Here is a 22736-nt window from a genome sequence, read left to right on the forward strand (position 1 = left end):
GCGCGCCATTCTTCAAGGGAGAGCCGTGTGGCCATCGATATTCACTGGATCTGCGACAACGATAGCCTCGGCCAGCATTGCGCCGAATGGCAGCAGTTGCCATTCGTCGCCCTCGACACCGAATTCATGCGGGTCGACACCTTTTATCCCATTGCCGGGCTGATCCAGATCGGTGATGGCGTTCGCGCTTACCTGATCGACCCCCTGACCATCGATAACTGGCAACCCTTGGCCGCCTTGCTGGAGAACCCGGCGGTGATCAAGGTGGTGCACGCCTGCAGCGAAGACCTGGAAGTGTTGTTGCGCCTGACCGGCAGCCTGCCGGTGCCGTTGTTCGACACTCAATTGGCAGCGGCTTACCTGAACCTCGGTTTCTCCATGGGCTACTCGCGCCTGGTGCAGGCTGTACTCGACATCGAGCTGCCAAAGGGCGAAACCCGCTCGGACTGGCTGCAGCGGCCGTTGTCCGAGACCCAGGTGAGCTACGCCGCCGAAGACGCGGTGCACCTGGCCGAAGTCTATGTGCGCTTGCGCCCGCAGCTGTCGGATGACAAATATGTCTGGGTACTGGAAGACGGCGCCGAACTGGTGGCCAACCTGCGCCGCGAAGTCGACCCGTATGAGGTGTACCGTGACGCCAAGCTGGCGTGGAAACTCTCGCGTGCCCAGCTCGCCGTATTGCGTGAGCTGTGCGCCTGGCGCGAGCAGCAGGCCCGTGCCCGTGACCTGCCGCGCAACCGCATCATTCGCGAACACTCATTGTGGCCCTTGGCCAAATCCCAGCCGGATAACCTCGCTGCGCTGGGCAAGATCGAAGACATGCACCCGCGCACTGTGCGTCAGGACGGCCAGTTTCTGCTGGACCTGATCAAGCGCGCCGGCAGCGTGTCGATGGACCAGTGGCCGCCCGCCGTGGCTGAGCCGCTGCCGGTGGACGCTGCTGTGCTGATCAAGCAACTGCGCGCCCTCGGCCAGGCCGAGGCCGAGCGCCTGGAGATGGCGCCGGAACTGATGCTGCGCAAGAAAACCCTCGAAGCCCTGGTCAAGAGCGGCTACCCCGATGGGCCTTATACATTGCCAGACTCGCTGCGTGGCTGGCGCCGCGAGTTGATGGGCCAGGCGCTGCTCGACAGCCTGGCCACTGCCGGAGAACAGCCTTGAAACGTATTTGCTCCATTTATCGCAGCTTGAAAAAAGACGGGATGTACCTCTACGTGCTCAAAAGCGATGCGCTGGAGCGTGTGCCGGAACCCTTGATGACTGCCTTCGGCAAAGCCCATCTTGCATTCGAGATGATACTCACGCCCGAGCGCAAGTTGTCGCGCGAGGACATTACCGTGGTCCTGGAAAACCTCGACAAGCAGGGCTACCACCTGCAAATGCCACCGGCCGAGGACGAGTACATCGAGCACTTGCCCGAAGAGCTGCTGCGCCGCAACGACCCGATGTAATCGGTCAGTGCCCTGTCCAGGGCACATTCTTTTATGGACTCGTATTCGTTTGGCGGTGGCCGTAAGGAAGCGGGCGGCCGTCTGCACTGTTTTTGAAAGGTTTGAACCATGCGTGTTCTGATTGCTGAACAGGATCACCCGCTCTACGCCCAATTGCTGAGCGAAGCGGCCCCGGACCTTGAGGTGCTGACCAGCGGCGACTCGGCCGAACTGTCGCGCCTGGCCGCCGATTGCCCGGTTTGGCTGGGCCAGCCGGACCTGCTCGCCACCTTGCTGCGCCAGGGCCATAAGCCGCAATGGCTGCAATCGACCTGGGCGGGTATTACGCCACTGCTGGCCGATGGCTTGCCGCGCGACTATCGCCTGACCCGCGCGGTCGGCATCTTTGGCCAGGTCATGGCCGAGTTCGTGCTCACCTATATGCTCGGCCATGAGCGCGAAGTGCTGGCGCGACTGGTCAGCCAGGTCGAGCGCAAGTGGGACAACCGCATGGGCCAAAGCCTGGCGGGACGCAAGGTGCTGGTGGTTGGCACCGGCGATATCGGCCAGAGCGTTGCTGATTTTTTGCTGCCGTTTGGCGTCAAGCTCTACGGGATTGCCAGCAGCGCGCGGGAACAGGCACCGTTTATCGAAGTGGCCGGGTTGGACCAACTGAGCCGGCTGGTGGGCGAGGTGGACTACGTGATCAACCTGCTGCCGAACACGCCTGATACCCATGATCTGTACAACGCGGCGCTGTTCAAGCAATTCAAGCCGACGGGGTTGTTTATCAACGTCGGGCGCGGCGTGGCGGTGGTCGATGCCGATTTGGTCGAGGCGCTTAAAGAGGGGCACTTGGCCGGTGCGGTGATCGACGTGTGCCGTCAGGAGCCTTTGCCGCAACGCCATCCGTTCTGGACTGCCTGGGGCTTGCTGTTGACCGGGCACAGTTCCGCGCCGACGTCGCCGGGGATGATGGTGGAATTGTTTGTGCAGAACCTGCGGGCTTATCAGGCCAAGGATGCACTGCGCGGGGAAGTCAGCTTCGAACGCGGCTATTAAACGTGTGAGCTGGGCTTATGTGGGAGCTGGCTTGCCTGCGATAGCATCACCTCGGTCTACCTGATTCACCGAGGTGCCTTCATCGCAGGCAAGCCAGCTCCCACACAAACCAGCTCCCACACAAGCCCGCACATATTGGATCTATGCAAGGCTTACAGGCTGAAATCACCCTCGGACACCAGTTCGCTCAGCGGCCGACGCGGGCTTGGCGCTTCACGACCTTGCAGGTACTCCGGCAAGCTCGACTTATCCCCCAGCTTGCCCACGGCCACAGCCGCGTGCAGGGCATAACCTTCTGGAATCTTCAGCTCTTTGCGGGTCAGCTCCTGATCGAAACCGGCCATGCCGTGGGTGTACCAGCCGCTGAGGCTGGCTTGCAGCGCCAGGTGGCCCCATGCCGAACCGGTGTCGAAGGTGTGCCACAGCGCCGGGGTTTCTTCGCTGGCGCCGGGGGCGGTAAAGTCGGTTTTTGAAGCGATGATCACCAGGGCTGACGCGTGTTGCGCCCAACCACGGTTGAATTCATTGAGCAACCCCAGGAAACGCTCCCAGTTCGGCGTGTCGCGGCGCGCGTAGAGAAAGCGCCATGGCTGCGAGTTGTAGGCCGACGGCGCCCAGCGTGCGGCTTCGAAGAAGCTCAGCAGCGTCTCCTGCGGGATGCTTTCGCCGGTAAAGGCGCGGGGCGACCAACGTTCGGTGAATTGGGTGTGGATCGGGTAATCGGCAACGCGTGTCATGGGCAGTTCCTGATCGTCAATTCGGCCTTCAAAGCTACTGCGCGCCCACTAGACTGACAAGTGTTGTTACACCGCCAGTCGTAAGCGCTTGGCCCCAGGCGCCTTGGGCACTAGACTGGCGGCCTTTTCACCTTCCGATACTGATGTAGAGCCATGGCCGCCAAAGTCGAACCTTTCTGGATACGCAAAACCCTTGAACACCTCGACCAGGAGGAGTGGGAGTCGTTGTGCGACGGCTGTGGCCTGTGCTGCCTGCAAAAGCTTGAGGATGAAGAAGACAACAGCGTCTATTACACGCGCATCGCCTGCAAATTGCTCGACCTGAAAACCTGTCAGTGCAGCGACTACACCAACCGCCGCGCCTCGGTGCCCGATTGCATCCAGCTCACGCCGGGCCAGGCCGACCAGTTCAAATGGCTGCCGCCGACCTGCGGCTACCGCCTGGTCAGCGAACGCAAGGACTTGCCGCTGTGGCATCACCTGGTGTGTGGCGACCGCGATGCTGTGCACCATGAACGCATTTCCCAGTCCGGGCGCATGCTCGCCGAAGGCAGCGTGCCCGAAGATGACTGGGAGGATTACCTGATCTTCCGCGCAGGCTGAAAAAGGAGTGTGTATGAGGGTGGCAACCCGGCTGGCGGCATCCTTGGTGCTGCTGGCACTGAGCCTGCCTGCGTGGTGCGCGACGAAAGTCGACCTCGATTATCACGTCAAGCTGCTGCCCCAGAGTGATCAGGCCGAGGTCCGCGTGAGCCTGTCCCAGGGTTCGGCTGTGCGCAGCCTGAACTTCGACCTGGGCCGTGACGGCGACTACAGTGACTTCAAGGCCGACGGCCAATGGCAGGTCACCGGCAGCCGTGGCCTGTGGCAACCCAGCGCCGACAAAGCCAGCCTGACTTACCGCGTGCGCCTCGCCCATGCGCGCAAGGCGGGCGTGTATGAGGCGCGGATGACGCCGAGCTGGGCGCTGTTTCGCGGCGAAGAGCTGGTGCCGGTTGCGCGGCTGGACCAGCAGGACGGTACCGAGTTGGTGTCGCGCCTGATGTTTGAATTGCCGGCCGGCTGGAAGAGCGTCGAAACCGCCTGGCCGCGTATCGGCAAGCACAAATTCCGTATCGACAATGTGTCCCGCCTGTTCGACCGGCCTACCGGCTGGATGCTCGCTGGCAGCCTCGGCAGTCGTCGCGTGCGCCTGGGTGAAACTGACGTCACCGTGGCCTCGCCCAAGGGTCAGGCCATGCGCCGGATGGACGTGCTGACGCTGCTGACGTTCGTCTGGCCGCAAGTCGAAGCCGCACTGCCACGCCATCCTGCCAAGCTGTTGATCGTCGGCGCCAGCGACCCGATGCGCCGTGGCGCTTTCTCATCGCGCGATTCGATCTACCTCAACAGCCGCACGCCGCTGATCAGCGAAAACGGCAGCAGCCCGTTGCTGCGCGAAGTGGTGCAAGCCATTGGCCGTTTTAACGACCACGATACCAGTGACTGGATCAGCGAAGGGTTGGGCGAGTATTACGCCATTGAACTGCTGCGGCGTGCCGGCGGCATTACCGATGAGCGGTATGCGGCGATACAGACGCGGTTGGCCAAGGAAGGCAAGGGCGTGATCAGCCTGCGCGGCAATCAAGTCAACGCTGCGACCGTGGCGCGGGCGGTGCTGGTGTTGCAGGAGCTGGACCGCGAGATCCGCGTAAAGACCCACAACAAACGTTCGCTGGATGATCTGGCGCAGGCGGTGATGCGGGCGAACAGTGTTAATACGGCGCAGTTTGTGCAGTTGGCTGAAAGTGTGATCGGCGAGTCGTCGGTGGTGCTGGACAACAAATTATTGCGTTGACCCAAAACAACTGTGGGAGCTCCCACAGTTGATTGGGGTTGGCCGGGCTATTTAGTGGCTTTCTCTGCCGCCACTTCAGCCTTGGTCTTCAAGTTCTTCAACTCTTCGCCCGCGCGTTCGATCTTGGTGCGCACACTGTTCATTTCCTGGCGGCCTTGCTCCAGCTTGTCCTTGAGCGAGCTGTGCCCGGTCACGCCGCGCACCAGCGCCACGCCACCAATCGCCACCTGGATCAGCCCGAAGATGCCGCCACGGCGCAGGCCTTTGCCGACCATCATCACACCGCCGGCCACCGAAAGAATGCGTTCCGACCCGTGTACGTTTTGCTCGCTTTTGGGGGCTGGCTGCAGGTGTTCGATGATAGGTCGCAGGGTTTTGCTGTCGCTCATGGTTTGTCTCCAACAAAGGCAAGTGTAAGTAGCTGACTGTTTGCAGGCGCCGGATGTTCCCAAAATATCAGTACTTGGGGCCTGAGCGGGTGTTGTTGCCCTTGGCCAGACGGTCGTACAGCACCACATTGACGGTGGCGGCAAGGTTCATGCAGCCGGTGGTCGGGATGTACACCACGTCTTCACACCAGTCGCGGATCTCTTTGTCCAGCGAGCCGTCTTCGGGGCCGAAGATGTACAGCGCGCGGTCCGGGTGCGTGTATTCGGGCAGAGGGCGGGCGCCTTCCACCAGCTCCACGGCGACCGGGATACAGCCCAGCGGCAGGATCTTTTTCAGGTCATCGATGCCGATCAACGGAATGTCGTGGTGGACCTTCTTGGTGTCGGTGATGAAGTCCCGGGCGCGCTCGTAACGCACGCCGGTGTAAAACACCGAGGCCACGCCGTAGCAGCCGGCGGCGCGCATCACCGAGCCGACGTTTTCGGGGGATTTGGGGTTATACAGACCGATGCAGCTGTAGCGTTTATTGCCCACGGGGAAGGGTGCCTTGGAGGAAAACCGCGATTATACGGCCTTGGAGGCATGTGTTGCTTGGGCGATCGCTATCGCGGGCAAGCCCGGCTCCCACACTTGGAATGCATTCCCCTGTGGGAGCTGGCTTGCCTGCGATGAGGCCCGCACAGACAAAGAAGGGCTTCAGTCGTCCTTTTTCATCAACCCCGCCAACGCCGCAAACGGGTTGTGCGTCGCCTTGGCAATCGTCGGGCTGCTGGTGGAGCCTTCGCCGAAATACTGCTGGTCGGTGTAGCGCGAGTGTTCGTTGTCGTGGCAGTACAGGCACAGCAACTCCCAGTTGGAACCGTCCTGGGGGTTGTCATCATGATTGTGGTTGCGATGGTGTACGGTCAGTTCGCTCAAGCGTTTGCCGGCAAACTCACGGGCACAGCGGCCGCACACGTGCGGGTACATCTTCAAGGCTTTGTCGCGGTAGCCCATTTCCCGGTCGCGCTGGGCATCGGCGAGGATGCGGTCCAGCTTGGCGGTGTGGGAGGGCGGGTTGGTCGAGCTCATCATGGCTCCTGGCTATTTGGGGGTTCACGGATAGGGTTGATTCTAGCCGCTCGCGAGGCAAATGACCGCTGGCTTTTTCAGCCGCGGTACAGCTGCGCTTGAGCGAACGTTTGTAGTATCGGCATATTCACTTCACAAGGATCTGAAACCTATGCGTGTGTACACATGGACCGCAGCCCTGCTGCTCAGCGCCCTGGCCGCTCAAGCCCAGGCGTTCTCCACACCCAAGCCCGGCCAGGTGATCGAGGTGGCCCTTGAGCAACTGCACCCGACCCAGGCCGTGGTGGGCTTTGACCAGATCTACTACAGCCTGGGGCTGTTCGCCGACAAACCGGCCAAGGTGTTCGACGAATACTGCGAAACCAACGGCCAGGGCGCCGCCGACAACGTGCCGAAGAAAGCCGACCTGCACCAACCCGATAGTTTCACCTGCAAAGACCCGGTGGGCACCCACCCCGACGACATGAAAACCGTGGTGGTCGGCCCCGGTGGCCAGTTGTACCTGACCGACGGTCACCACAGTTTCACTACCTTGTGGGAAGTGCCCGGCGGCGGCCCGCAACTGAAAATGTGGGTCAAGGTAACCGATGACTTCAGCAACAGTGCCGACATGAACACCTTCTGGCAGCGCATGGAAGCGGCCCGCAAGGTCTGGCTCAAGGACAATCAAGGCCAGACCCTGCCGCCGCAACAGCTGCCTGCGCACCTGGGCTTCAAGAACCTGCAGGACGACACGTTTCGCAGCCTGGTGTATTTCACCCGTAAGGCCGCCTACGGCAAGCCGGACGATGGCGCGATTGCGCCGGAATTCCTGGAGTTCTACTGGGGCAACTGGCTGCGTACGCAGATTGATTTGAAGGCGTACAACTTGAACAAAAAGGGCGGCTATAAGGACGCGATTGAGGCGGTTGCCAAGCGCATGGTCAGCCTGGTGCCGGGTTCGCAGGTGGGCAGCAGCGGTTTTACTGCCAGGCAACTGGGCGGTATGACCCAACTGGACCAGGGCGAGCTGGACAAGACCTTTGAGAAAAAAGTGCCGTATGTGATCGACTATCGAAAATCCCGGGGCTGACACGGGACCAAAATGTGGGAGCTGGCTTGCCTGCGATGCTGGCACCTCGGTGATTCAGGTAGACCGCGGTGATGCTATCGCAGGCAAGCCAGCTCCCACACAAGCCAGCTCCCACACAAGCCAGCTCCCACACAAGCCAGCTCCCACACAAGCCAGCTCCCACACCAGCGGGCTCCTACAGGTTTTTTTTTGTGTCAGCGGGACTCAGCCCTTGAGCTTCTCGGCAATCCAGATGGTATGCCGGGTGCCCTTGTTGCCATGGGCGAACACCTGCACTTCCTCGGCCTTGAACCCGGCCTTGCGCAGTTTGTCGCTGAACAGCTTGTCGGCGCTGGCTGACCACACCGCCAGCACGCCTTTAGGCCGCAGCGCTTTGGCACACGCGGCCAGGCCACCGGCCGAATACAGCCAACTGTTGGCTTTTTGCGTCAGGCCTTCGGGGCCGTTGTCCACATCCAGCATGATCGCGTCAAAGCCTTGCGGCTCGGCCTGCAGCACCTTGGCCACGTCTTCCATGCGGATCACCGTGCGTGGGTCCAGCAGCGGGCGGCCGGATTTTTCCCCCAGTGGGCCACGGTTCCATTCCACTACGCCAGGCACCAATTCCGCCACCACCACTTCAGCGCTCTTGCCCAAATGCTTGAGTGCCGAGGCCAGGGTAAAGCCCATGCCCAGGCCGCCGATCAGCACCCGCGAACCCGGCCGACCGGCGACTTTACGGCAAGGAATCTCCGCCAGCGCGTCTTCGGAGCCATGCATGCGCGTGTTCATCAACTGGCCGCCGTCACCGCCCTGGATCTTGATGACAAAATCCTCGCCGTATTCGAACAGGCACAAGGCACCGCCGTTGTCGGGGATTGGGGTGGTGTCGAGCAGAACGAAACGTTTCATGGAAATCTCATTGGGAAGGGCATTCTTGCGCGGTTGGGAGTAGCCTTACGACATTCCGGTCAGGCCATGGAGCCATCGATGAAGTGCAGCATTCTAACGGTCATTGCGTTGAGCGCGCTCACATTGGGTGCGGCGCAGGCGCAAGAGGCGCAAACCGTGCCCGTGGCGCCTACGCCAACCCCCGGTGCGCCGGGCACGCCGACGCCCACCTTGTACCCGCAAGTCACTCCGCCCGTGGCGCCCAAAACCACCGCGAACGGCTCACCGGCGCTGGTGCCGATTGTGTTGCCAACGCCGCCCAAGGATCAGACGGTGCCTGGCCTGCTGCAAAATGACAGCAAGCCGAAGACGCCCGGCGGTTAAAATTGCTGGGACAGTAATTGCCCGTCGGCCATGCGCAGGCGCTTGGACAAGGCAATCGCAATCGCGCGAATGATCTTGGCCGCTACCCTGGGGGCTTCGTTGAGCATTTTTTCCAGCGCATCTTTGCCCAGGTTCAACAGCACGCAATCACTGGCGGCCACGCAACTGGCGGAGCGCCGCTCGCCGTCAAGCACGGCCATCTCGCCAAAAGCCCGGCCACTGCGCAGGGTGGCGATGGTCAGGCGCTGGCCGGTGTGATTGGTTTTTTGCACGGCCACCTGGCCGCTGTGCAGGATGCACATGAAGGTGCCCGCATCGCCCTCGAGGAAAATCACCTCATCGCGGGCAATGCTGCTGATATTGAAGTAGCCGGCGGCCACGTGAAAATCTTCCGGTAACAGCGGGTCGAACAGGCCGCAATCCATGAGCATGTCGCGGATTTCGTTGTTCATCAGAGTCGGTAGTGGCATAGCTGCAATCTTGGTCCATCAATCAAGTCGGGCGGTCTTGTGTTCAGACAGGACCGCCTTGCTAAGTTCCTTAAACGAGCCCCAGGGCCTTGAAGACAAATCCATATTCGAGCGCTACGTCACGTAATCCCTGGTAACGCCCGCTCATCCCGCCATGGCCGGCACCGAGTTCAGTCTTGAGCAGCAACAGGTTGTGGTCGGTTTTGGTGTCGCGCAATTTGGCCACCCACTTGGCCGCTTCCCAATACTGCACGCGGCTGTCGTTGTAGCCGGCAATCACCAGCATGTGCGGGTAAGCCTGGGCCTGGACGTTTTCATAGGGCGCGTAGGCCTTGATGCGTTCATACACCTCGGGCTCTTGCGGGTTGCCCCACTCGTCGTACTCGGTAATGGTCAGCGGCAGTTCCGGGTCGAGCATGGTGTTGAGCACGTCGACGAACGGCACTTCGGCAATCGCCGCCTGGAACAGCTCCGGGCGTTGATTGAGCACCGCGCCGATCAACAGGCCGCCGGCACTGCCGCCGCTGATAGCCAGCTGCTTGGAGGTGGTCAGCCCTTCGGCGATCAAGTGCTCGGCGCAGGCGATAAAGTCGCTGAACGTGTTCTGTTTGTGTTCCTGCTTGCCATTGCGGTACCAGGCTTCACCCAGCTCACCGCCGCCGCGTACATGCGCGATGGCAAATGCCACGCCACGCTCCAGCAAACTCAGGCGCGCATGGGAAAACCAAGGGTCGAGGCTTGAGCCGTAGGCGCCGTAGCCATAGAGGTACAGCGGCGTGGGTTGGCCAAGCTGATCACGCTTGACCACCAGGCTGATCGGCACCTGAGTGCCATCTGCAGAAGTCGCCCACAGCCGTTGGCTGACATAATCGTCGGCGTTGAACACACCGAGTACCGGGGTTTCCTTGAGCACCACCTGCGCGCCGCTGGCCAGTTCAAGCTGGCGCACCTGGGCCGGACGGTTCAGGGCTTCATAACGCAGGCGGATCTTGTCGCTGGCAAATTCCAGGCTGTTCTGCACGTAAAGGCTGTAGGCGGCGTCAGGCAATTCCACGCGGTAGGCGCTCGAACCCTGCGGGTGCACTTCGATCACCGGCAGGCCGCCGATACGCAGACTCAAGGTCATGGCGCCGGCATTGAGGGTCACGCCGTCGAGCATCACGTCATCGCTGTGGGGGACCAGGTTCTGCCATTGATCCTCGCTTGGCACACTGCCAGTGTCGGCGGCGATGAACAGCGCATAGTTGATGCCGTCACGGTTGCTGCGGATAAACCAGGTCCATTGGTCATCCAGCATGCCGTGGTCGACATCGTATTCATGGTCTTCGACCCGTGGCGCCAGGCAGGTGAAAGCCTGCTGTGGCTGGTCGGCGTCCAGCGCCCAGATTTCGCTGGTGGTCTTGCTGCCCAGGGCCAGCAGCAATTGGCGCTCGGAGCTGGAGCGGTAGCAATGCAGGAAGAACCGCCCGTCGGGCTCGTGGAACACTTCCTGCGCTGCCGTGCCATCCAGGCGGTAGCGGTAAAGCTTGTGCGGGCGATGGGTGTCGTCCAGTTCGCCGAAGAACAGCGTCAGGCTGTCGTTGGCCCAGGTCATGCTGCCGTCGCAGTCTTCAAACTCCAGTTCGCTGACCTTGCCGGTGGCCAATTCCTTCACGTACAGGGTGTAAATCTCTTCACCGCTGGTGTCGAGGCTGTAGGCCAGGCGCAGGTGGTCGGGGCTGATGCTGAACGCGCCCAGGGAGAAAAAGCCGCCGTTTGCCAGCACATTCGGGTCCAGCAGCAATTCTTCGCTGCTTTCGTCCACCGTGTTGCTGTCATCCGCCGGGCGACGGCAGCGGTAGTGGCGGGCGTATTCATCACCGGCGGTGGTGCGTGTGTAATACAGGTACGGGCCCCACGGCGAAGGCAACGACAGGTCGGTTTCCAGGATGCGGCCCTTGATTTCTTCGAACAGGCTTTGACGCAGGGCTTGCTGGCCGGCGAGCTGGTCTTCCTGCCAGGCGTTTTCGGCTTTGAGGTAATCGAGGACTTCAGGTGTGTCACGTTCCTGCAGCCAGGCATACGGGTCCGGGCCTTGGGCCTTGCGGGCGATCGGGGCAGTCGATATAGGCATGGATCACTCTCTGTCTGGCGGATGGTGGCAGGCATTGCAGCCGAGACACGCAAAAGCCGTTATCATAGCCGCCTCTTTGCCAGCCTTGCCATGGACACCATGACCGAGAACGACTATCTGACCGCTTGGGGCCTTTACGCCTTCGCCGCTTTGGGCTGCCTGTTGGTGTGGTGGCGCATGACCCGCTGGATCTGGCGCTGGCTGCGTGAGCCGCTGCAATTGTTGATGGCGGTGTTGCTGTTCAGCCCGACCATCGTCGACCCGGTCAAGACCCAGTTTGCGCCAGCCGTGGCCATTACCGCCCTGGACCTGGTGCTGCACGTGGGCAATAACGCCTGGCGGGCCATCTCCGACCTGTTCATGTACACGATGATCGCGTTTGGCGTGTATATCGTGTTCGTGTTGATCCGCTGGCCCATCGAGCGTGCCGCCAACGCCCGCCGTGAGCGCAAGGCCGCCGCCGACGCCGCACTGGCCGCCGAGCCGGTAGACGAAGACGACGAACCTTTCCGTCGCCCGCCGCCTGCCGGCAATCTGCGGGTTGAGCCGCGTCTTTAACGTTGTAAGCCCTGCAGCGAGAGCCCTGGCATGTGTGAATTATTGGGCATGAGTGCCAACGTCCCCACCGATATCGTGTTCAGCTTTACCGGGCTGATGCAGCGGGGCGGGCGTACCGGCCCCCACCGCGACGGTTGGGGTATCGCGTTTTACGAAGGCCGTGGCCTGCGGCTGTTCCAGGACCCGGCCGCGAGCAGCGAGTCGGAAGTCGCCCTGCTGGTGCAGCGTTATCCAATCAAAAGTGAAGTGGTGATTGGCCATATCCGCCAGGCCAATGTGGGCAAGGTGAGCCTGGCCAACACTCACCCGTTCGTGCGTGAACTGTGGGGCCGTAACTGGTGCTTTGCGCATAACGGCCAATTGGCCGACTTCAACCCGCGCGCCACGTTCTACCGGCCGGTGGGCGACACCGACAGCGAAGCGGCGTTCTGCGACCTGCTCAATCGCGTTCGCGAAGCCTTTCCGGAGCCGGTGGAGATCGAGCAGGTGCTGCCGGACCTGATCGCCGCCTGCGCCGAATACCGCAGCAAAGGCGTGTTCAACTGCCTGCTCAGCGACGGCGACTGGCTGTTTTGCTACTGCTCGACCAAACTGGCGCAGATTACCCGGCGCGCACCGTTTGGCCCGGCGCGTTTGAAAGATGTCGACGTGATCGTCGATTTTCAGGCCGAAACCACGCCTGATGACGTAGTCACGGTGATCGCCACCGAGCCCTTGACCGACAATGAAAACTGGACCCGCTACGAACCGGGCCAATGGAGCCTGTGGCGACGCGGTGAATGCGTCAGCCAAGGCGTTACCGAGTAAGGATATCGACCATGTTGCTCAGTTATCTGCGGTTGGTGCTGTTTGCCATTGGCTTGTTGGTCGGCGTGCAAGTGCCGGGGTTTATCAACGACTACGCCAAGCGCGTTGAAGCCCATTTGATCGAAGCCCAGACCGGCCTGCGCGGCTTTGATGCCACGGCGCAGCAGTTCTTCAATGGGGACTTGCAGGCGTTGGTGGCCCATTACCGCGCCAGTGATGACCCGGTGTTTCGCAGCGATGCCAACAGCCTGGGCACTTTGCTCGATCGTCAGGTGGCGTTGGACAAGCAGTTCCAGGCCATGCAAGGCCCGTGGTACATCCGCGCGCTGCAAGTGGCGGTGGCTGCCGACCCGGATATCCGCCTGGAAACTTGGAATGGCTACAGCTACCAAATTTTGCTGACGCCTGAGGCGATGGGCTGGGGTTTGGGCGGGGCGATGCTGTTGTCGTTCGGCATCGAATGCCTGTTTCGCCTGATCGACTGGGTGGTGTTGGGCGGCAAGCGCCTGCGCCAGAGCCGGCCGATTGAAGAGCGCGACCTTAAAGGCCTCTAAAGATGATCGTTCCCACGCTCTGCGTGGGAATGCCTCTTGTGACGCTCTGCGTCAGGCTTTGGGACGCAGAGCGTCCCGGGCTGCGTTCCCACGCGGAGCGTGGGAAAGATCATTGGCTTAGTACCATCCTTTCTTCGCCCACTTCCTCGGCATACCGCGCCACCACCTTCTGGCACAACCCCACAATCTCCTCCACCAACTCCACCCCCACACGCCACGACACCACCACCTGCAAGTTCGGCAAGCGTTGCGCCATTGGCAGCATCACCAACTCCCCACTGGCCAATTCCTCCATCACCAGCACCGGCGGTAACGCGCCAATCCCGAAGCCATCGCGTAGCAAGCGGGTAATCGCCGACACCGAGTTCACACAGTTCATGCGTGGCGAGGCCACCCCGTTGGCCTGCATCAGGCTCAGCACATCCTGGTGTGGGTGGGAATTTTTCGAGTAGGTGATGATGCGCTCCTGGGCCAGTTCGGCGAGGGAGGCGTAGTCACGGTTGTAGATGGAGTGGCTGGCGACTATCCAGGCCATGGGGTGGCTGGCCAGCTCCAGGCTGCGCACTGTTTCCAGGCGCAGCAGGTCGGTTTGCAGGATCAGGTCGAGGAAGCCTTTTTGCAGCTGATCGCTGAGGTTAAGCGCCGTATCGGCGACCAGTTCGATTTCTACCCGCGGGAAGTGATCCATCAATTGCGCCACCAATGGGCTCAGCCAGGTGTGGATCACCGTGTCCATGGCACCGATGCGGATGCGCCCCACCTTGCTGCTGGTGGTCTCCAGGGACTGCTTCAAGCCCTGCATTGTGACCATCATCTGCTCGGCATAATCGAGCACCTTCAAGCCTTCCGGGGTCAGGCTGACGCCGCGTGAATCGCGCAGAAACAGCTTCACACCCAGTTCGCTTTCGAGCACGGCGATGCGGCTGGAAATCGAGGCCTGGGTGGTGAACAGCTTTTCGGCGGTCAGGCGAAAGCTCTTGAGCTTGGCCACCCAGACGAAAGTTTCGAGGAACTTCAAATTCATGGGATCAACTTTTCTTATGCTTGGATCGGTTTTTATTAGTTGGACGCCGCACCCGGCAAACGCCAAAAATCGAGGCATTCCACGATAAGCGCCGTTAGGGTGTCAGGACAAGTTGCGAGTTCTGCGTAAAAAATCCCACACTACAAAAAATACAAAGCCTACAGGAGCAACCACCGTGAGCCGTCTGCTTTTGAATTGCGACATCGGCGAAAGCTTTGGTAACTGGACCTTGGGTCTGGACGCCGAGGTCATGCCGTTCATCGATTGCGCCAACGTGGCCTGTGGGTTTCATGCCGGCGACCCGAGCATCATGCGCCAGACCGTCAGCCTGGCACTCAAGCATGGCGTGCAAATAGGTGCGCACCCGGCCTACCAGGACCTGCAAGGGTTCGGCCGCCGTTCCATGGCCTATACGCCGCAGGAAATCCAGGACCTCATGCACTACCAGATCGGCGCCCTTGAGGGCATCTGCCGTGCGCAGGGTACCCGCGTCAGCTACGTCAAACCCCATGGTGCGCTGTACAACGACATGATGGCCAAACCGGCGCAACTGCGAGCGGTGATGCAGGCTGTGGCCGCGTATGGCGATTTGCCCTTGATGTTGCTGGCCAAAAGCGACAACAGCGAAGCCCAGGCGATGGGCGATGAATTCGGCCTGACACTGTGGTTCGAAGCCTTCGCTGATCGCGCCTATGACCCTAAGGGCCATCTGGTTTCGCGTCAGTTGCCGGGCGCGGTCCATCACGACGCCGACACCATCGTGCAGCAAGCCCTGACCATTTCCCGTGGGCAAGCCCTGACGGCCAGCGACGGCAGCGCTCTGGTGTTGCAGGCCAACACCCTGTGCGTACACGGCGACAACGCCAGCTCGATCGCCGCTGTGCAGCGCATCCGCGAGGCGTTGAAACCAGCATGAAGCCACGCATTGAAGTGGTGGCCATCGACTGCCTGATGGTGCGTCTGTTTGAGGTGATTGCGGAAGCCAACATGCCGTGGATGCTCGCCGCCACCCAACGTCTGCGTGAAGGTTTTGGTGACGCGCTGGTGGATCTGGTGCCGTCCTACACCACCTTGATGGTGCATTACGACCTCACAGCGTTAAGCCCGGCCCAGGCGCGGGAACTGATCGACCGCGCGCTGACTGACTTGCAACCCCAGGCGCAGGGCAGCGGCCAGTGCCACGTGTTGCCGGTGTGGTACGACCTGAGTGTCGGCCCGGAACTGACGTTGCTCAGCCAGCGCAGCGGGTTGTCGATCGAGCAGGTGATCCATCGCCACAGTGCCCACGAATACCAAGTTTTTGCCCTCGGCTTCGCGCCCGGTTTTGCCTTTATGGGCTTGGTCGACGAAATCCTCGCCACACCACGCCTCAACACGCCGCGTAAACGCGTGGCGGCCGGCAGTGTCGGCATTGCCGAGCGGCAAACCGCCGCCTACCCGGTGGTGTCGCCGGGCGGCTGGAACCTGATCGGTCGCACCCCGGCCAAACTGTTCGACCGCGAGCGTGACGGCTACAGCCTGATGCAGCCGGGCGATACCGTGCGTTTCGAAGCGGTCGGCCACGCCGAATTCATCCATTTGGGTGGCGATGACACGCCGTTGGAGGCGCAGGCATGAGCCGCTTGTTGATCGAGGCCAGCACGCCGCTGTGCCTGTTACAGGACGCCGGACGCTTTGGCGTGCGCCACCTGGGCGTGACCCAGGGCGGTGCGCTGGACTGGGTGTCGATGTCTTGGGCCAATTGGCTGCTGGGTAATACGCTGGATGCGCCGGTGGTGGAAATCACCCTGGGCGGGTTTACCGTGCAGGCCGAAGACTATTGTTTGCTGGCATTGGCCGGGGCGGATTTGGGCGCCTATATCGACGAACGCGCCATCAGTCCCGGGCGCAGTTTTATCCTGCAAAAGGGTCAGCGTCTGCGCTTTACCCAGCCATTCAGTGGTGCGCGGGCTTACCTGGCGGCGCCCGGCGGGTTTGATGCGCCGGCTGTGCTGGGCAGTTGTTCCACGGTGGTACGTGAGGCATTAGGTGGGCTGGACGGTTTCGGCAAGGCCTTGGCCGAAGGCGGGCGGTTGGTTTATTCCGGTACGGGCGGCGCGATGAACGTGCTGAGCACGCCTGATCTGCCGGCAAAAGCGCCGCTGGACGTGATTGTCGGCGCGCAGATCGGCCAGTTCAGTGGGCAGAGCCTGTTCGATGCATTCAATACCGACTGGTCGCTGGACAGCCGCGCCGACCGCATGGGCATGCGCCTGCTGGGCACGCCGTTGCAGTACCAGGGGCCGTCGTTGATCTCTGAAGGCATCCCGTTGGGCGCGATCCAGGTGCCGCCGGATGGGCAGCCGATTGTGTTGCTCAATGATCGGCAGACCATTGGCGGCTATCCGCGTTTGGGCGCACTGACGCCGTTGGCATTGGCGCGGCTGGCGCAGTGTTTGCCGGGGGAGAAGGTGAGGCTGGCGCCAGTGGTGCAGGAGACTGCGCATCGGCAGCACATCGAGTTTTTGCAGCGGTTTTTGAATCGCTAAAAGCATCGCAGGCAAGCCAGCTCCCACAGGGGAATGCATTTCAACTTTGGAATGCACTCCCCTGTGGGAGCTGGCTTGCCTGCGATAGCGTCAGTGAATACACCACCTACTTAGACAGAAAACGCATGCCTTCTTCCAGCCCACGCAACGTCAGCGGATACATCTGATCCTCCACCAACTCGCGCACAATCCCCGTCGACGCCGTATAGCCCCAAGTGTCTTTCGGGTACGGGTTAATCCAGATCAGCTTCTTGTACTTGGCCATGAAGCGCTGCATCCACACATACCCAGGCTCCTCGTTCCAGTGCTCGACACTGCCGCCGGCCTGGGTGATTTCATACGGCGCCATCGACGCATCGCCGATAAAGATCACTTTGTAGTCGGCGCCGTACTTGTGCAGCAGGTCCTGGGTAGAGGTGCGCTCCGAAGTGCGGCGCTGGTTGTTCTTCCACACCGACTCGTACACGAAGTTGTGGAAGTAGAAGTACTCCAGGTGCTTGAACTCGGTTTTGCACGCCGAAAACAGCTCTTCGCAGATCTTCACGTGAGCGTCCATCGAGCCGCCGATATCGAACAGCAGCAACAGCTTGATGGTGTTGCGCCGCTCCGGGCGCATCTGGATATTCAGCAAGCCGGCATCCCGCGCCGTGTGGTCGATGGTGCCGTCGATATCCAGCTCTTCAGCCGCACCCTGACGCGCAAACTTGCGCAGGCGGCGCAGGGCGATCTTGATATTGCGCGTGCCCAGCTCGACCTGATCGTCGAGATTCTTGTATTCGCGCTGGTCCCAGACCTTTACGGCTTTGCCCTGGCGTTTGCCGGCATCACCAACCCGGATACCTTCCGGGTTATAGCCGCCGGAGCCAAACGGGCTGGTGCCGCCGGTGCCGATCCACTTGTTGCCGCCGGCGTGGCGTTCTTTCTGTTCTTCCAGGCGTTTCTTGAATTCTTCGATCAACTTGTCCAGGCCGCCAAGGGACTGGATCTGCGCGCGTTCCTCATCGGTCAGCGAGCGTTCGAATTCCTTGCGCAGCCATTCTTCAGGGATCAACGCCTGCAGGTGGTCGTCGAGCTTTTCCAGCCCATTGAAATAGGCGCCGAACGCACGGTCGAATTTGTCGAAGTGCCGTTCGTCCTTGACCAGGATCGCCCGGGCCAAGTAATAAAACTCGTCCATGTCAGCGAAGACCACGCGCTGTTTAAGCGCGTTGATCAGGTCGAGCAGCTCGCGCACCGACACCGGCACCTTGGCGGCGCGCATCTCGTTGAACAGGTTGAGCAGCATCAGCGATTACCGCGACGGCTCATGAACGCCAGACGCTCCAGCAACTGCACGTCTTGCTCGTTCTTGACCAGGGCACCGGCCAGCGGCGGAATAGCCTTGGTCGGGTCGCGCTCGCGCAGCACCGCTTCGCCGATGTTGTCGGCCATCAGCAGCTTGAGCCAGTCGACCAGTTCGGAGGTGGACGGCTTTTTCTTCAGGCCCGGCACTTTGCGCACGTCGAAGAATACGTCCAGCGCTTCGCTGACCAAATCCTTCTTGATATCGGGGTAGTGCACGTCGACGATCTTTTGCAGGGTGCTGCGGTCGGGGAACGCAATGTAATGGAAGAAGCAGCGGCGCAGGAACGCGTCGGGCAGCTCTTTTTCGTTGTTGGAGGTAATGATGATGATCGGGCGTTTCTTGGCCTTGATGGTCTCGTCGATTTCGTAGACGTAGAACTCCATCTTGTCGAGTTCTTGCAGCAGGTCGTTGGGGAACTCGATGTCGGCCTTGTCGATTTCATCGATTAGCAGGATCACGCGCTCCTCGGACTCGAAGGCTTCCCAGAGCTTGCCCTTTTTCAGGTAATTGCGCACATCGTGGACTTTCTCGTTGCCCAGTTGCGAGTCGCGCAGGCGGCTGACCGCATCGTACTCATACAGGCCCTGATGCGCCTTGGTGGTCGACTTGATGTGCCAGGTGATGAGCTTGGCACCAAAGGACTCGGCCAATTGCTCGGCGAGCATGGTCTTGCCGGTGCCCGGTTCGCCCTTGACCAGCAGCGGCCGCTCCAGGGTGATGGCGGCGTTGACGGCCAGTTTCAGGTCATCGGTAGCCACATAGGCCTGGGTGCCTTCGAACTTCATCGGTCATTCCTCGAATTCATCAATGCCCGGACTATACCGCGCAGCCCCGGCGACTGTGAACGCAGACGGGTTATTCAGTCTCTGAATGGCCGGTCACATCGCAGGCCAACGGGCGGGGGTTATGCTGATGCTTGTGTGGAAGCTGGCTTGCCTGCGATGCGAGCACCTCGGTGATTCAGGCAGACTGAGTTGATGCTATCGCAGGCAAGCCAGCTCCCACACAAGCCAGCTCCCAGGGTTAGTTGGCGGAAGGCTTGGGTTGTTCGTAGCGCGCATTGAACGCCTGGATGAAGCCATTACGCAAAATCGCCAAAAATGCGGAGAACGCGCTGATATCTTGCTGATGCACGCTGCCACTGAGTTCCACGCGGGTCGCAAACTGGTTTTTGTTCTGGTTCTTGAGCACGGTTTCGCTGGTGCCTACCACGGCTTCCCAGATCGAGCGGAAGATGTTTTTGTCCTTGTTCTCCACGTCCTGTTTCCAGTCAAACACTTCTACATCGCGCAGCAGCGGCTTGATATAGCCAGTGAGCTGGCCATTTTCCGCTTGGGCTTCAATCACCACGTCGCCGGTGCCAGCCTTGAAGTCGAATTTGCCATAGGCCGAGGCGAAGTCGTTCATGCGTTTAAGTTGCAAGTCGCGGGCGCGGAAGCGGAATTCGAAGTCTTCAAAATTATTTAAAGGATCAAAGGTTGCGTTGGCCTCCATAGGGGCCTGGCCCTGCAGCAGGGCCTTGCCTTCGAATCGCGCGTCGCGTTTGCCTTTGAGGTCTACCACGTTGGTCAGGTTGTACAGACTGGCATTGACCTCGGTGGCCTTGATGTTCACCTGGGGCTTGGAGCTGAAATTATGAAAGGCGATCTTGCCATCTTCAATGCGCACTTCATTCAGCGTGATCGGCAGCAGTTTTTTCAACTGTTGCTGCCAGTCGGTGCCTTTACCGGTTTGGGACGCCTGTTTGTTGGCACCGCCGTCGACGAAGTTGATTTCAGGCTTTACGAAATGGCCCTCGGCGACGACGGCATGGTCGTACCACAGCGAGTGCCAGCTGACGGCAAATTCAATCAGCGGCGCGTTGACGAACGGCACAGGTACTTTACCGTCGACCTTGACGATTTTCAGGCCATTAATGCGGTAGGCGCCACGCCACAAGGCCAGGTCCACGTCAGTGACCTGGCCACGGTAATCGCCCATGTCGGCCAGCTTGTCGTTCAGGTAATTGCGCACCAGATAGGGCAGGGCCAGGTCCAGGGCGATCAGTGCTACCACCAGTACGGCGACGATCCATAGCAGCCCACTGTAGCGACGTTTCATGTCAATGCTCTCCAACGGTATAGGCGATGGACCGCACGCGCGGGCGCAACGTTCCTCTGACTGGACGCCCAAAGGCCTGAGGCATACCCTTGGGGCCTTCTTGAAATTGCCTTAAGGACCCGTCATGAGCCGTATCTTTGCCGACAACGCGCACTCCATCGGTAACACGCCCCTGGTGCAGATCAACCGCATTGCGCCGCGTGGCGTGACCATCCTGGCCAAGATCGAGGGGCGTAACCCGGGTTACTCGGTGAAGTGCCGCATTGGCGCCAACATGATCTGGGACGCCGAAAGCACCGGCAAACTCAAGCCGGGCATGACCATTGTCGAACCGACCTCCGGCAACACCGGCATCGGCCTGGCATTTGTCGCCGCCGCCCGTGGCTACAAGCTGCTGCTGACCATGCCGGCCTCCATGAGCATCGAGCGACGCAAAGTGCTCAAGGCCCTGGGCGCCGAGTTGGTGCTGACTGAGCCGGCCAAGGGCATGAAAGGCGCTATCGACAAGGCTGGCGAGATTGTCGCCAGCGACCCGGCCACCTACTTTATGCCGGCCCAGTTCGAAAACCCGGCCAACCCGGCTATTCACGAGAAAACCACCGGCCCGGAAATCTGGAACGACACCGATGGCGCCGTGGACGTGCTGGTGGCGGGCGTGGGCACTGGCGGCACCATTACTGGCGTTTCGCGCTATATCAAGAACATTGCGGGCAAGCCGATTCTGTCGGTGGCGGTTGAGCCGAGGGTATCGCCGGTGATCACCCAGGCGCTGGCCGGTGAAGAGATCAAGCCGAGCCCGCATAAAATCCAGGGCATCGGCGCCGGGTTTGTGCCGAAGAACCTCGACCTGTCGATGGTTGACCGCGTGGAGCTGGTGACCGACGACGAATCCAAGGCCATGGCCCTGCGCCTGATGCAGGAAGAGGGGATTTTGTGCGGTATCTCCTGCGGCGCCGCCATGGCTGTGGCCGTGCGTCTGGCCGAGAAGCCGGAAATGCAGGGCAAGACCATCGTGGTGATCCTGCCGGACTCCGGCGAGCGCTACCTGTCGAGCATGTTGTTCAGCGATCTGTTTACCGATCAAGAAACCCAGGCGTGATGATCTCCTGTGGCGAGCAGGCTTGCCCTGCGCTGGGCTGCGAAGCAGCCCTAAACCCGACGAATCGGTCTATCAGGTACACCGCGTAGTCTGAATTGGGAGTGCTTCGCACTCCAACGCAGGGCAAGCCTGCTCGCCACAACAAGCCTGCTTGCCACAACGGCTCCGCTCATCATCGGAGTTGATGTATATCAGCCGGTCGGCCTGGGCCTTCTGCATAATGGCCCAAGTGTTTATCATGGCCGGCTGCTACGTCTGGTTTCCCGTTGACGGGAGGTTGCTGGCCAGGCGCTTATTTTCAGGAGTTGCTGCATGACCTTTTCTTTGGCCGCCAAACTGTCGGTGCTGGCGTTGTTTATCGGCAGCATTCTGTATGTGCACTTGCGCGGCAAGGCGCGTTTGCCGGTGTTGCGCCAGTTCGTCAACCATTCGGCGTTGTTCGCCCCGTATAACGCCTTGATGTACCTGTTCTCGGCCGTGCCGTCCAAGCCATACCTGGATCGCAGCAAGTTCCCGGAACTGGATGTGCTCAAGGATAACTGGGAAGTGATCCGCGAAGAGGCCATGCACCTGTTCGACGAGGGTTATATCCGCGCCGCCGAAAAGAACAACGACGCCGGTTTCGGCTCGTTCTTCAAGAAGGGCTGGAAGCGTTTCTACCTCAAGTGGTACGACAAACCCCTGCCATCGGCGGAGGCGCTGTGCCCGAAAACCGTGGCTTTGGTGAGCAGCATCCCGAACGTCAAGGGCGCGATGTTCGCGCTGCTGCCGGGTGGCAGCCACCTCAACCCGCACCGTGACCCGTTTGCAGGCTCCTTGCGTTATCACTTGGGCCTGTCCACGCCGAACTCCGACGACTGCCGCATCTTCGTCGACGGCCAGGTCTACGCGTGGCGCGACGGTGAAGACGTGATGTTCGATGAAACCTACGTGCATTGGGTGAAGAACGAAACTGAAAAGACCCGTGTGATTCTGTTCTGCGATATCGAACGCCCGCTGAGCAACCGCCTCATGACCGGCATCAACCGCTGGGTCAGCAAGCAGCTGGGTCGCGCGACTGCGCCGCAGAACCTGGATGACGAGCGTGTGGGCGGGATCAACCAGGCGTATGCCTGGAGCAAGACGTTCAGTGACAAGTTCAGTGGTGTGGTCAAGCAGTGGAAACGCAAGCATCCCAAGGCCTACCGCATTGCGCGGCCGGTGCTGGCTGTGGTTGTGCTGGTGCTGCTGTGGAAGTGGCTGTTCGGCTGATCTGAACACGGTCAAAACTGTGGGAGCAGGCAAG

Annotated in this window: 26 protein-coding genes; 15 read left to right on the top strand and 11 right to left on the bottom strand. The window is 60.8% G+C overall.

Annotated elements, in window-relative coordinates; translation table 11 throughout:
* The first annotated feature begins 27 nt into the window (after positions 1–27).
* From rnd to HBO41_RS06660, 3 genes are all read left to right on the top strand, one after another.
* A complete protein-coding gene (rnd, locus tag HBO41_RS06650; protein WP_169985534.1) occupies positions 28–1161 on the top strand; it encodes a ribonuclease D in 1134 nt (377 codons plus the stop codon).
* Positions 1158–1451 carry a YcgL domain-containing protein gene (locus tag HBO41_RS06655; RefSeq protein ID WP_017137383.1) on the top strand — a complete coding sequence of 98 codons (294 nt, stop codon included), beginning with the start codon at positions 1158–1160 and terminating at the stop codon, positions 1449–1451. Before rnd ends, HBO41_RS06655 begins: the two co-directional genes overlap by 4 nt.
* Positions 1452–1559: 108 nt before the next feature.
* Complete coding sequence (locus HBO41_RS06660) at positions 1560–2492, top strand: D-2-hydroxyacid dehydrogenase (RefSeq protein WP_017137384.1); 933 nt, start codon at positions 1560–1562, stop codon at positions 2490–2492.
* Between the two features lie 152 nt (positions 2493–2644).
* On the opposite strand, the gene HBO41_RS06665 is transcribed toward HBO41_RS06660, so the two are convergent.
* A complete protein-coding gene (locus tag HBO41_RS06665; protein ID WP_169985536.1) occupies positions 2645–3229 on the bottom strand; it encodes a nitroreductase family protein in 585 nt (194 codons plus the stop codon).
* A gap of 153 nt (positions 3230–3382) precedes the next feature.
* On the opposite strand from HBO41_RS06665, the gene HBO41_RS06670 reads away from it, so the two are divergent.
* Together HBO41_RS06670 and HBO41_RS06675 are read left to right on the top strand one after the other, a co-directional pair.
* Positions 3383–3832, top strand: a complete 450-nt coding sequence (locus HBO41_RS06670; protein ID WP_017137386.1) for a YcgN family cysteine cluster protein — start codon at positions 3383–3385, stop codon at positions 3830–3832.
* Between the two features lie 13 nt (positions 3833–3845).
* A complete protein-coding gene (locus tag HBO41_RS06675; protein WP_169985539.1) occupies positions 3846–5066 on the top strand; it encodes a hypothetical protein in 1221 nt (406 codons plus the stop codon).
* 47 nt (positions 5067–5113) lie between these two features.
* Here the strand turns inward: HBO41_RS06675 and HBO41_RS06680 are convergent, their stop codons facing one another.
* The 3 genes from HBO41_RS06680 to HBO41_RS06690 all read right to left on the bottom strand — a co-directional run bounded on the left by HBO41_RS06680 (position 5114) and on the right by HBO41_RS06690 (position 6527).
* On the bottom strand, positions 5114–5455 hold the full coding sequence (locus HBO41_RS06680) for a DUF2892 domain-containing protein (protein ID WP_017137388.1): 342 nt from the start codon (positions 5453–5455) through the stop codon (positions 5114–5116).
* Positions 5456–5522: 67 nt separating this feature from the next.
* Positions 5523–5990 carry an RNA methyltransferase gene (locus HBO41_RS06685; RefSeq protein WP_003189607.1) on the bottom strand — a complete coding sequence of 156 codons (468 nt, stop codon included), beginning with the start codon at positions 5988–5990 and terminating at the stop codon, positions 5523–5525.
* Between the two features lie 162 nt (positions 5991–6152).
* Positions 6153–6527 (bottom strand): YajD family HNH nuclease, encoded by a 375-nt coding sequence (locus HBO41_RS06690; protein WP_003210675.1) that lies wholly within the window; start codon positions 6525–6527, stop codon positions 6153–6155.
* 151 nt (positions 6528–6678) lie between these two features.
* Between HBO41_RS06690 and HBO41_RS06695 the strand changes: the two genes are divergently transcribed.
* Complete coding sequence (locus HBO41_RS06695) at positions 6679–7599, top strand: ParB/Srx family N-terminal domain-containing protein (RefSeq protein WP_169985541.1); 921 nt, start codon at positions 6679–6681, stop codon at positions 7597–7599.
* Between the two features lie 204 nt (positions 7600–7803).
* On the opposite strand, the gene HBO41_RS06700 is transcribed toward HBO41_RS06695, so the two are convergent.
* Positions 7804–8490 (bottom strand): spermidine synthase, encoded by a 687-nt coding sequence (locus HBO41_RS06700; protein ID WP_065929156.1) that lies wholly within the window; start codon positions 8488–8490, stop codon positions 7804–7806.
* Between the two features lie 78 nt (positions 8491–8568).
* Here HBO41_RS06700 and HBO41_RS06705 point away from each other — a divergent pair, with 78 nt between their 5' ends.
* Entirely contained in the window at positions 8569–8853 is a 285-nt protein-coding gene (locus HBO41_RS06705; protein ID WP_026013726.1) for a hypothetical protein, read from the top strand.
* Here the strand turns inward: HBO41_RS06705 and HBO41_RS06710 are convergent.
* Together HBO41_RS06710 and HBO41_RS06715 are read right to left on the bottom strand one after the other, a co-directional pair.
* The gene (locus tag HBO41_RS06710; RefSeq protein WP_017137392.1) at positions 8850–9323 is read right to left on the bottom strand and encodes a cyclic nucleotide-binding domain-containing protein; all 474 of its coding nucleotides are present in this window, start codon (positions 9321–9323) and stop codon (positions 8850–8852) included. The two genes, HBO41_RS06705 and HBO41_RS06710, sit on opposite strands and share 4 nt — an antisense overlap.
* 70 nt (positions 9324–9393) lie before the next feature.
* A complete protein-coding gene (locus HBO41_RS06715; protein WP_169985543.1) occupies positions 9394–11436 on the bottom strand; it encodes a S9 family peptidase in 2043 nt (680 codons plus the stop codon).
* Positions 11437–11457: 21 nt separating this feature from the next.
* On the opposite strand from HBO41_RS06715, the gene HBO41_RS06720 reads away from it, so the two are divergent.
* Genes HBO41_RS06720 through HBO41_RS06730 form a run of 3 tightly spaced genes read left to right on the top strand, consistent with a single transcriptional unit; the run spans position 11458 to position 13355 of the window.
* On the top strand, positions 11458–11994 hold the full coding sequence (locus HBO41_RS06720) for a hypothetical protein (RefSeq protein ID WP_017137394.1): 537 nt from the start codon (positions 11458–11460) through the stop codon (positions 11992–11994).
* A 30-nt stretch (positions 11995–12024) separates the two neighbouring features.
* Complete coding sequence (locus HBO41_RS06725) at positions 12025–12801, top strand: class II glutamine amidotransferase (protein WP_017137395.1); 777 nt, start codon at positions 12025–12027, stop codon at positions 12799–12801.
* An 11-nt stretch (positions 12802–12812) separates the two neighbouring features.
* Positions 12813–13355, top strand: a complete 543-nt coding sequence (locus tag HBO41_RS06730) for a DUF2937 family protein (RefSeq protein ID WP_099548664.1) — start codon at positions 12813–12815, stop codon at positions 13353–13355.
* A 109-nt stretch (positions 13356–13464) separates the two neighbouring features.
* Here the strand turns inward: HBO41_RS06730 and HBO41_RS06735 are convergent, their stop codons facing one another.
* The gene (locus HBO41_RS06735; RefSeq protein ID WP_017137397.1) at positions 13465–14379 is read right to left on the bottom strand and encodes a LysR family transcriptional regulator; all 915 of its coding nucleotides are present in this window, start codon (positions 14377–14379) and stop codon (positions 13465–13467) included.
* A 175-nt stretch (positions 14380–14554) separates the two neighbouring features.
* On the opposite strand from HBO41_RS06735, the gene HBO41_RS06740 reads away from it, so the two are divergent.
* The 3 genes from HBO41_RS06740 to HBO41_RS06750 are packed head-to-tail and all read left to right on the top strand — an operon-like array spanning position 14555 to position 16907.
* Positions 14555–15295, top strand: a complete 741-nt coding sequence (locus HBO41_RS06740; RefSeq protein ID WP_017137398.1) for a 5-oxoprolinase subunit PxpA — start codon at positions 14555–14557, stop codon at positions 15293–15295.
* Complete coding sequence (gene pxpB, locus HBO41_RS06745) at positions 15292–15996, top strand: 5-oxoprolinase subunit PxpB (RefSeq protein ID WP_169985545.1); 705 nt, start codon at positions 15292–15294, stop codon at positions 15994–15996. The genes HBO41_RS06740 and pxpB overlap by 4 nt, the downstream gene beginning before the upstream one ends.
* Complete coding sequence (locus tag HBO41_RS06750) at positions 15993–16907, top strand: biotin-dependent carboxyltransferase family protein (protein WP_169985547.1); 915 nt, start codon at positions 15993–15995, stop codon at positions 16905–16907. Before pxpB ends, HBO41_RS06750 begins: the two co-directional genes overlap by 4 nt.
* 106 nt (positions 16908–17013) lie before the next feature.
* Here HBO41_RS06750 and HBO41_RS06755 read toward each other — a convergent pair whose 3' ends face one another.
* The 3 genes from HBO41_RS06755 to HBO41_RS06765 all read right to left on the bottom strand — a co-directional run bounded on the left by HBO41_RS06755 (position 17014) and on the right by HBO41_RS06765 (position 20352).
* The gene (locus HBO41_RS06755) at positions 17014–18192 is read right to left on the bottom strand and encodes a VWA domain-containing protein (RefSeq protein ID WP_138816246.1); all 1179 of its coding nucleotides are present in this window, start codon (positions 18190–18192) and stop codon (positions 17014–17016) included.
* Entirely contained in the window at positions 18192–19037 is an 846-nt protein-coding gene (locus HBO41_RS06760) for a MoxR family ATPase (protein WP_017137402.1), read from the bottom strand. The genes HBO41_RS06755 and HBO41_RS06760 overlap by 1 nt, the downstream gene beginning before the upstream one ends.
* A 238-nt stretch (positions 19038–19275) precedes the next feature.
* Positions 19276–20352, bottom strand: coding sequence for a DUF748 domain-containing protein (locus HBO41_RS06765; RefSeq protein ID WP_169985549.1), 1077 nt, complete (start codon positions 20350–20352; stop codon positions 19276–19278).
* 124 nt (positions 20353–20476) lie between these two features.
* On the opposite strand from HBO41_RS06765, the gene cysK reads away from it, so the two are divergent.
* Together cysK and HBO41_RS06775 are read left to right on the top strand one after the other, a co-directional pair.
* The gene (gene cysK, locus HBO41_RS06770; protein WP_099548669.1) at positions 20477–21451 is read left to right on the top strand and encodes a cysteine synthase A; all 975 of its coding nucleotides are present in this window, start codon (positions 20477–20479) and stop codon (positions 21449–21451) included.
* A 312-nt stretch (positions 21452–21763) separates the two neighbouring features.
* The gene (locus HBO41_RS06775; protein ID WP_017137405.1) at positions 21764–22702 is read left to right on the top strand and encodes an aspartyl/asparaginyl beta-hydroxylase domain-containing protein; all 939 of its coding nucleotides are present in this window, start codon (positions 21764–21766) and stop codon (positions 22700–22702) included.
* Positions 22703–22736 lie beyond the last annotated feature (34 nt).

The sequence above is a fragment of the Pseudomonas sp. WS 5146 genome, assembly GCF_012985495.1.
GTDB lineage: Bacteria > Pseudomonadota > Gammaproteobacteria > Pseudomonadales > Pseudomonadaceae > Aquipseudomonas > Aquipseudomonas edaphica.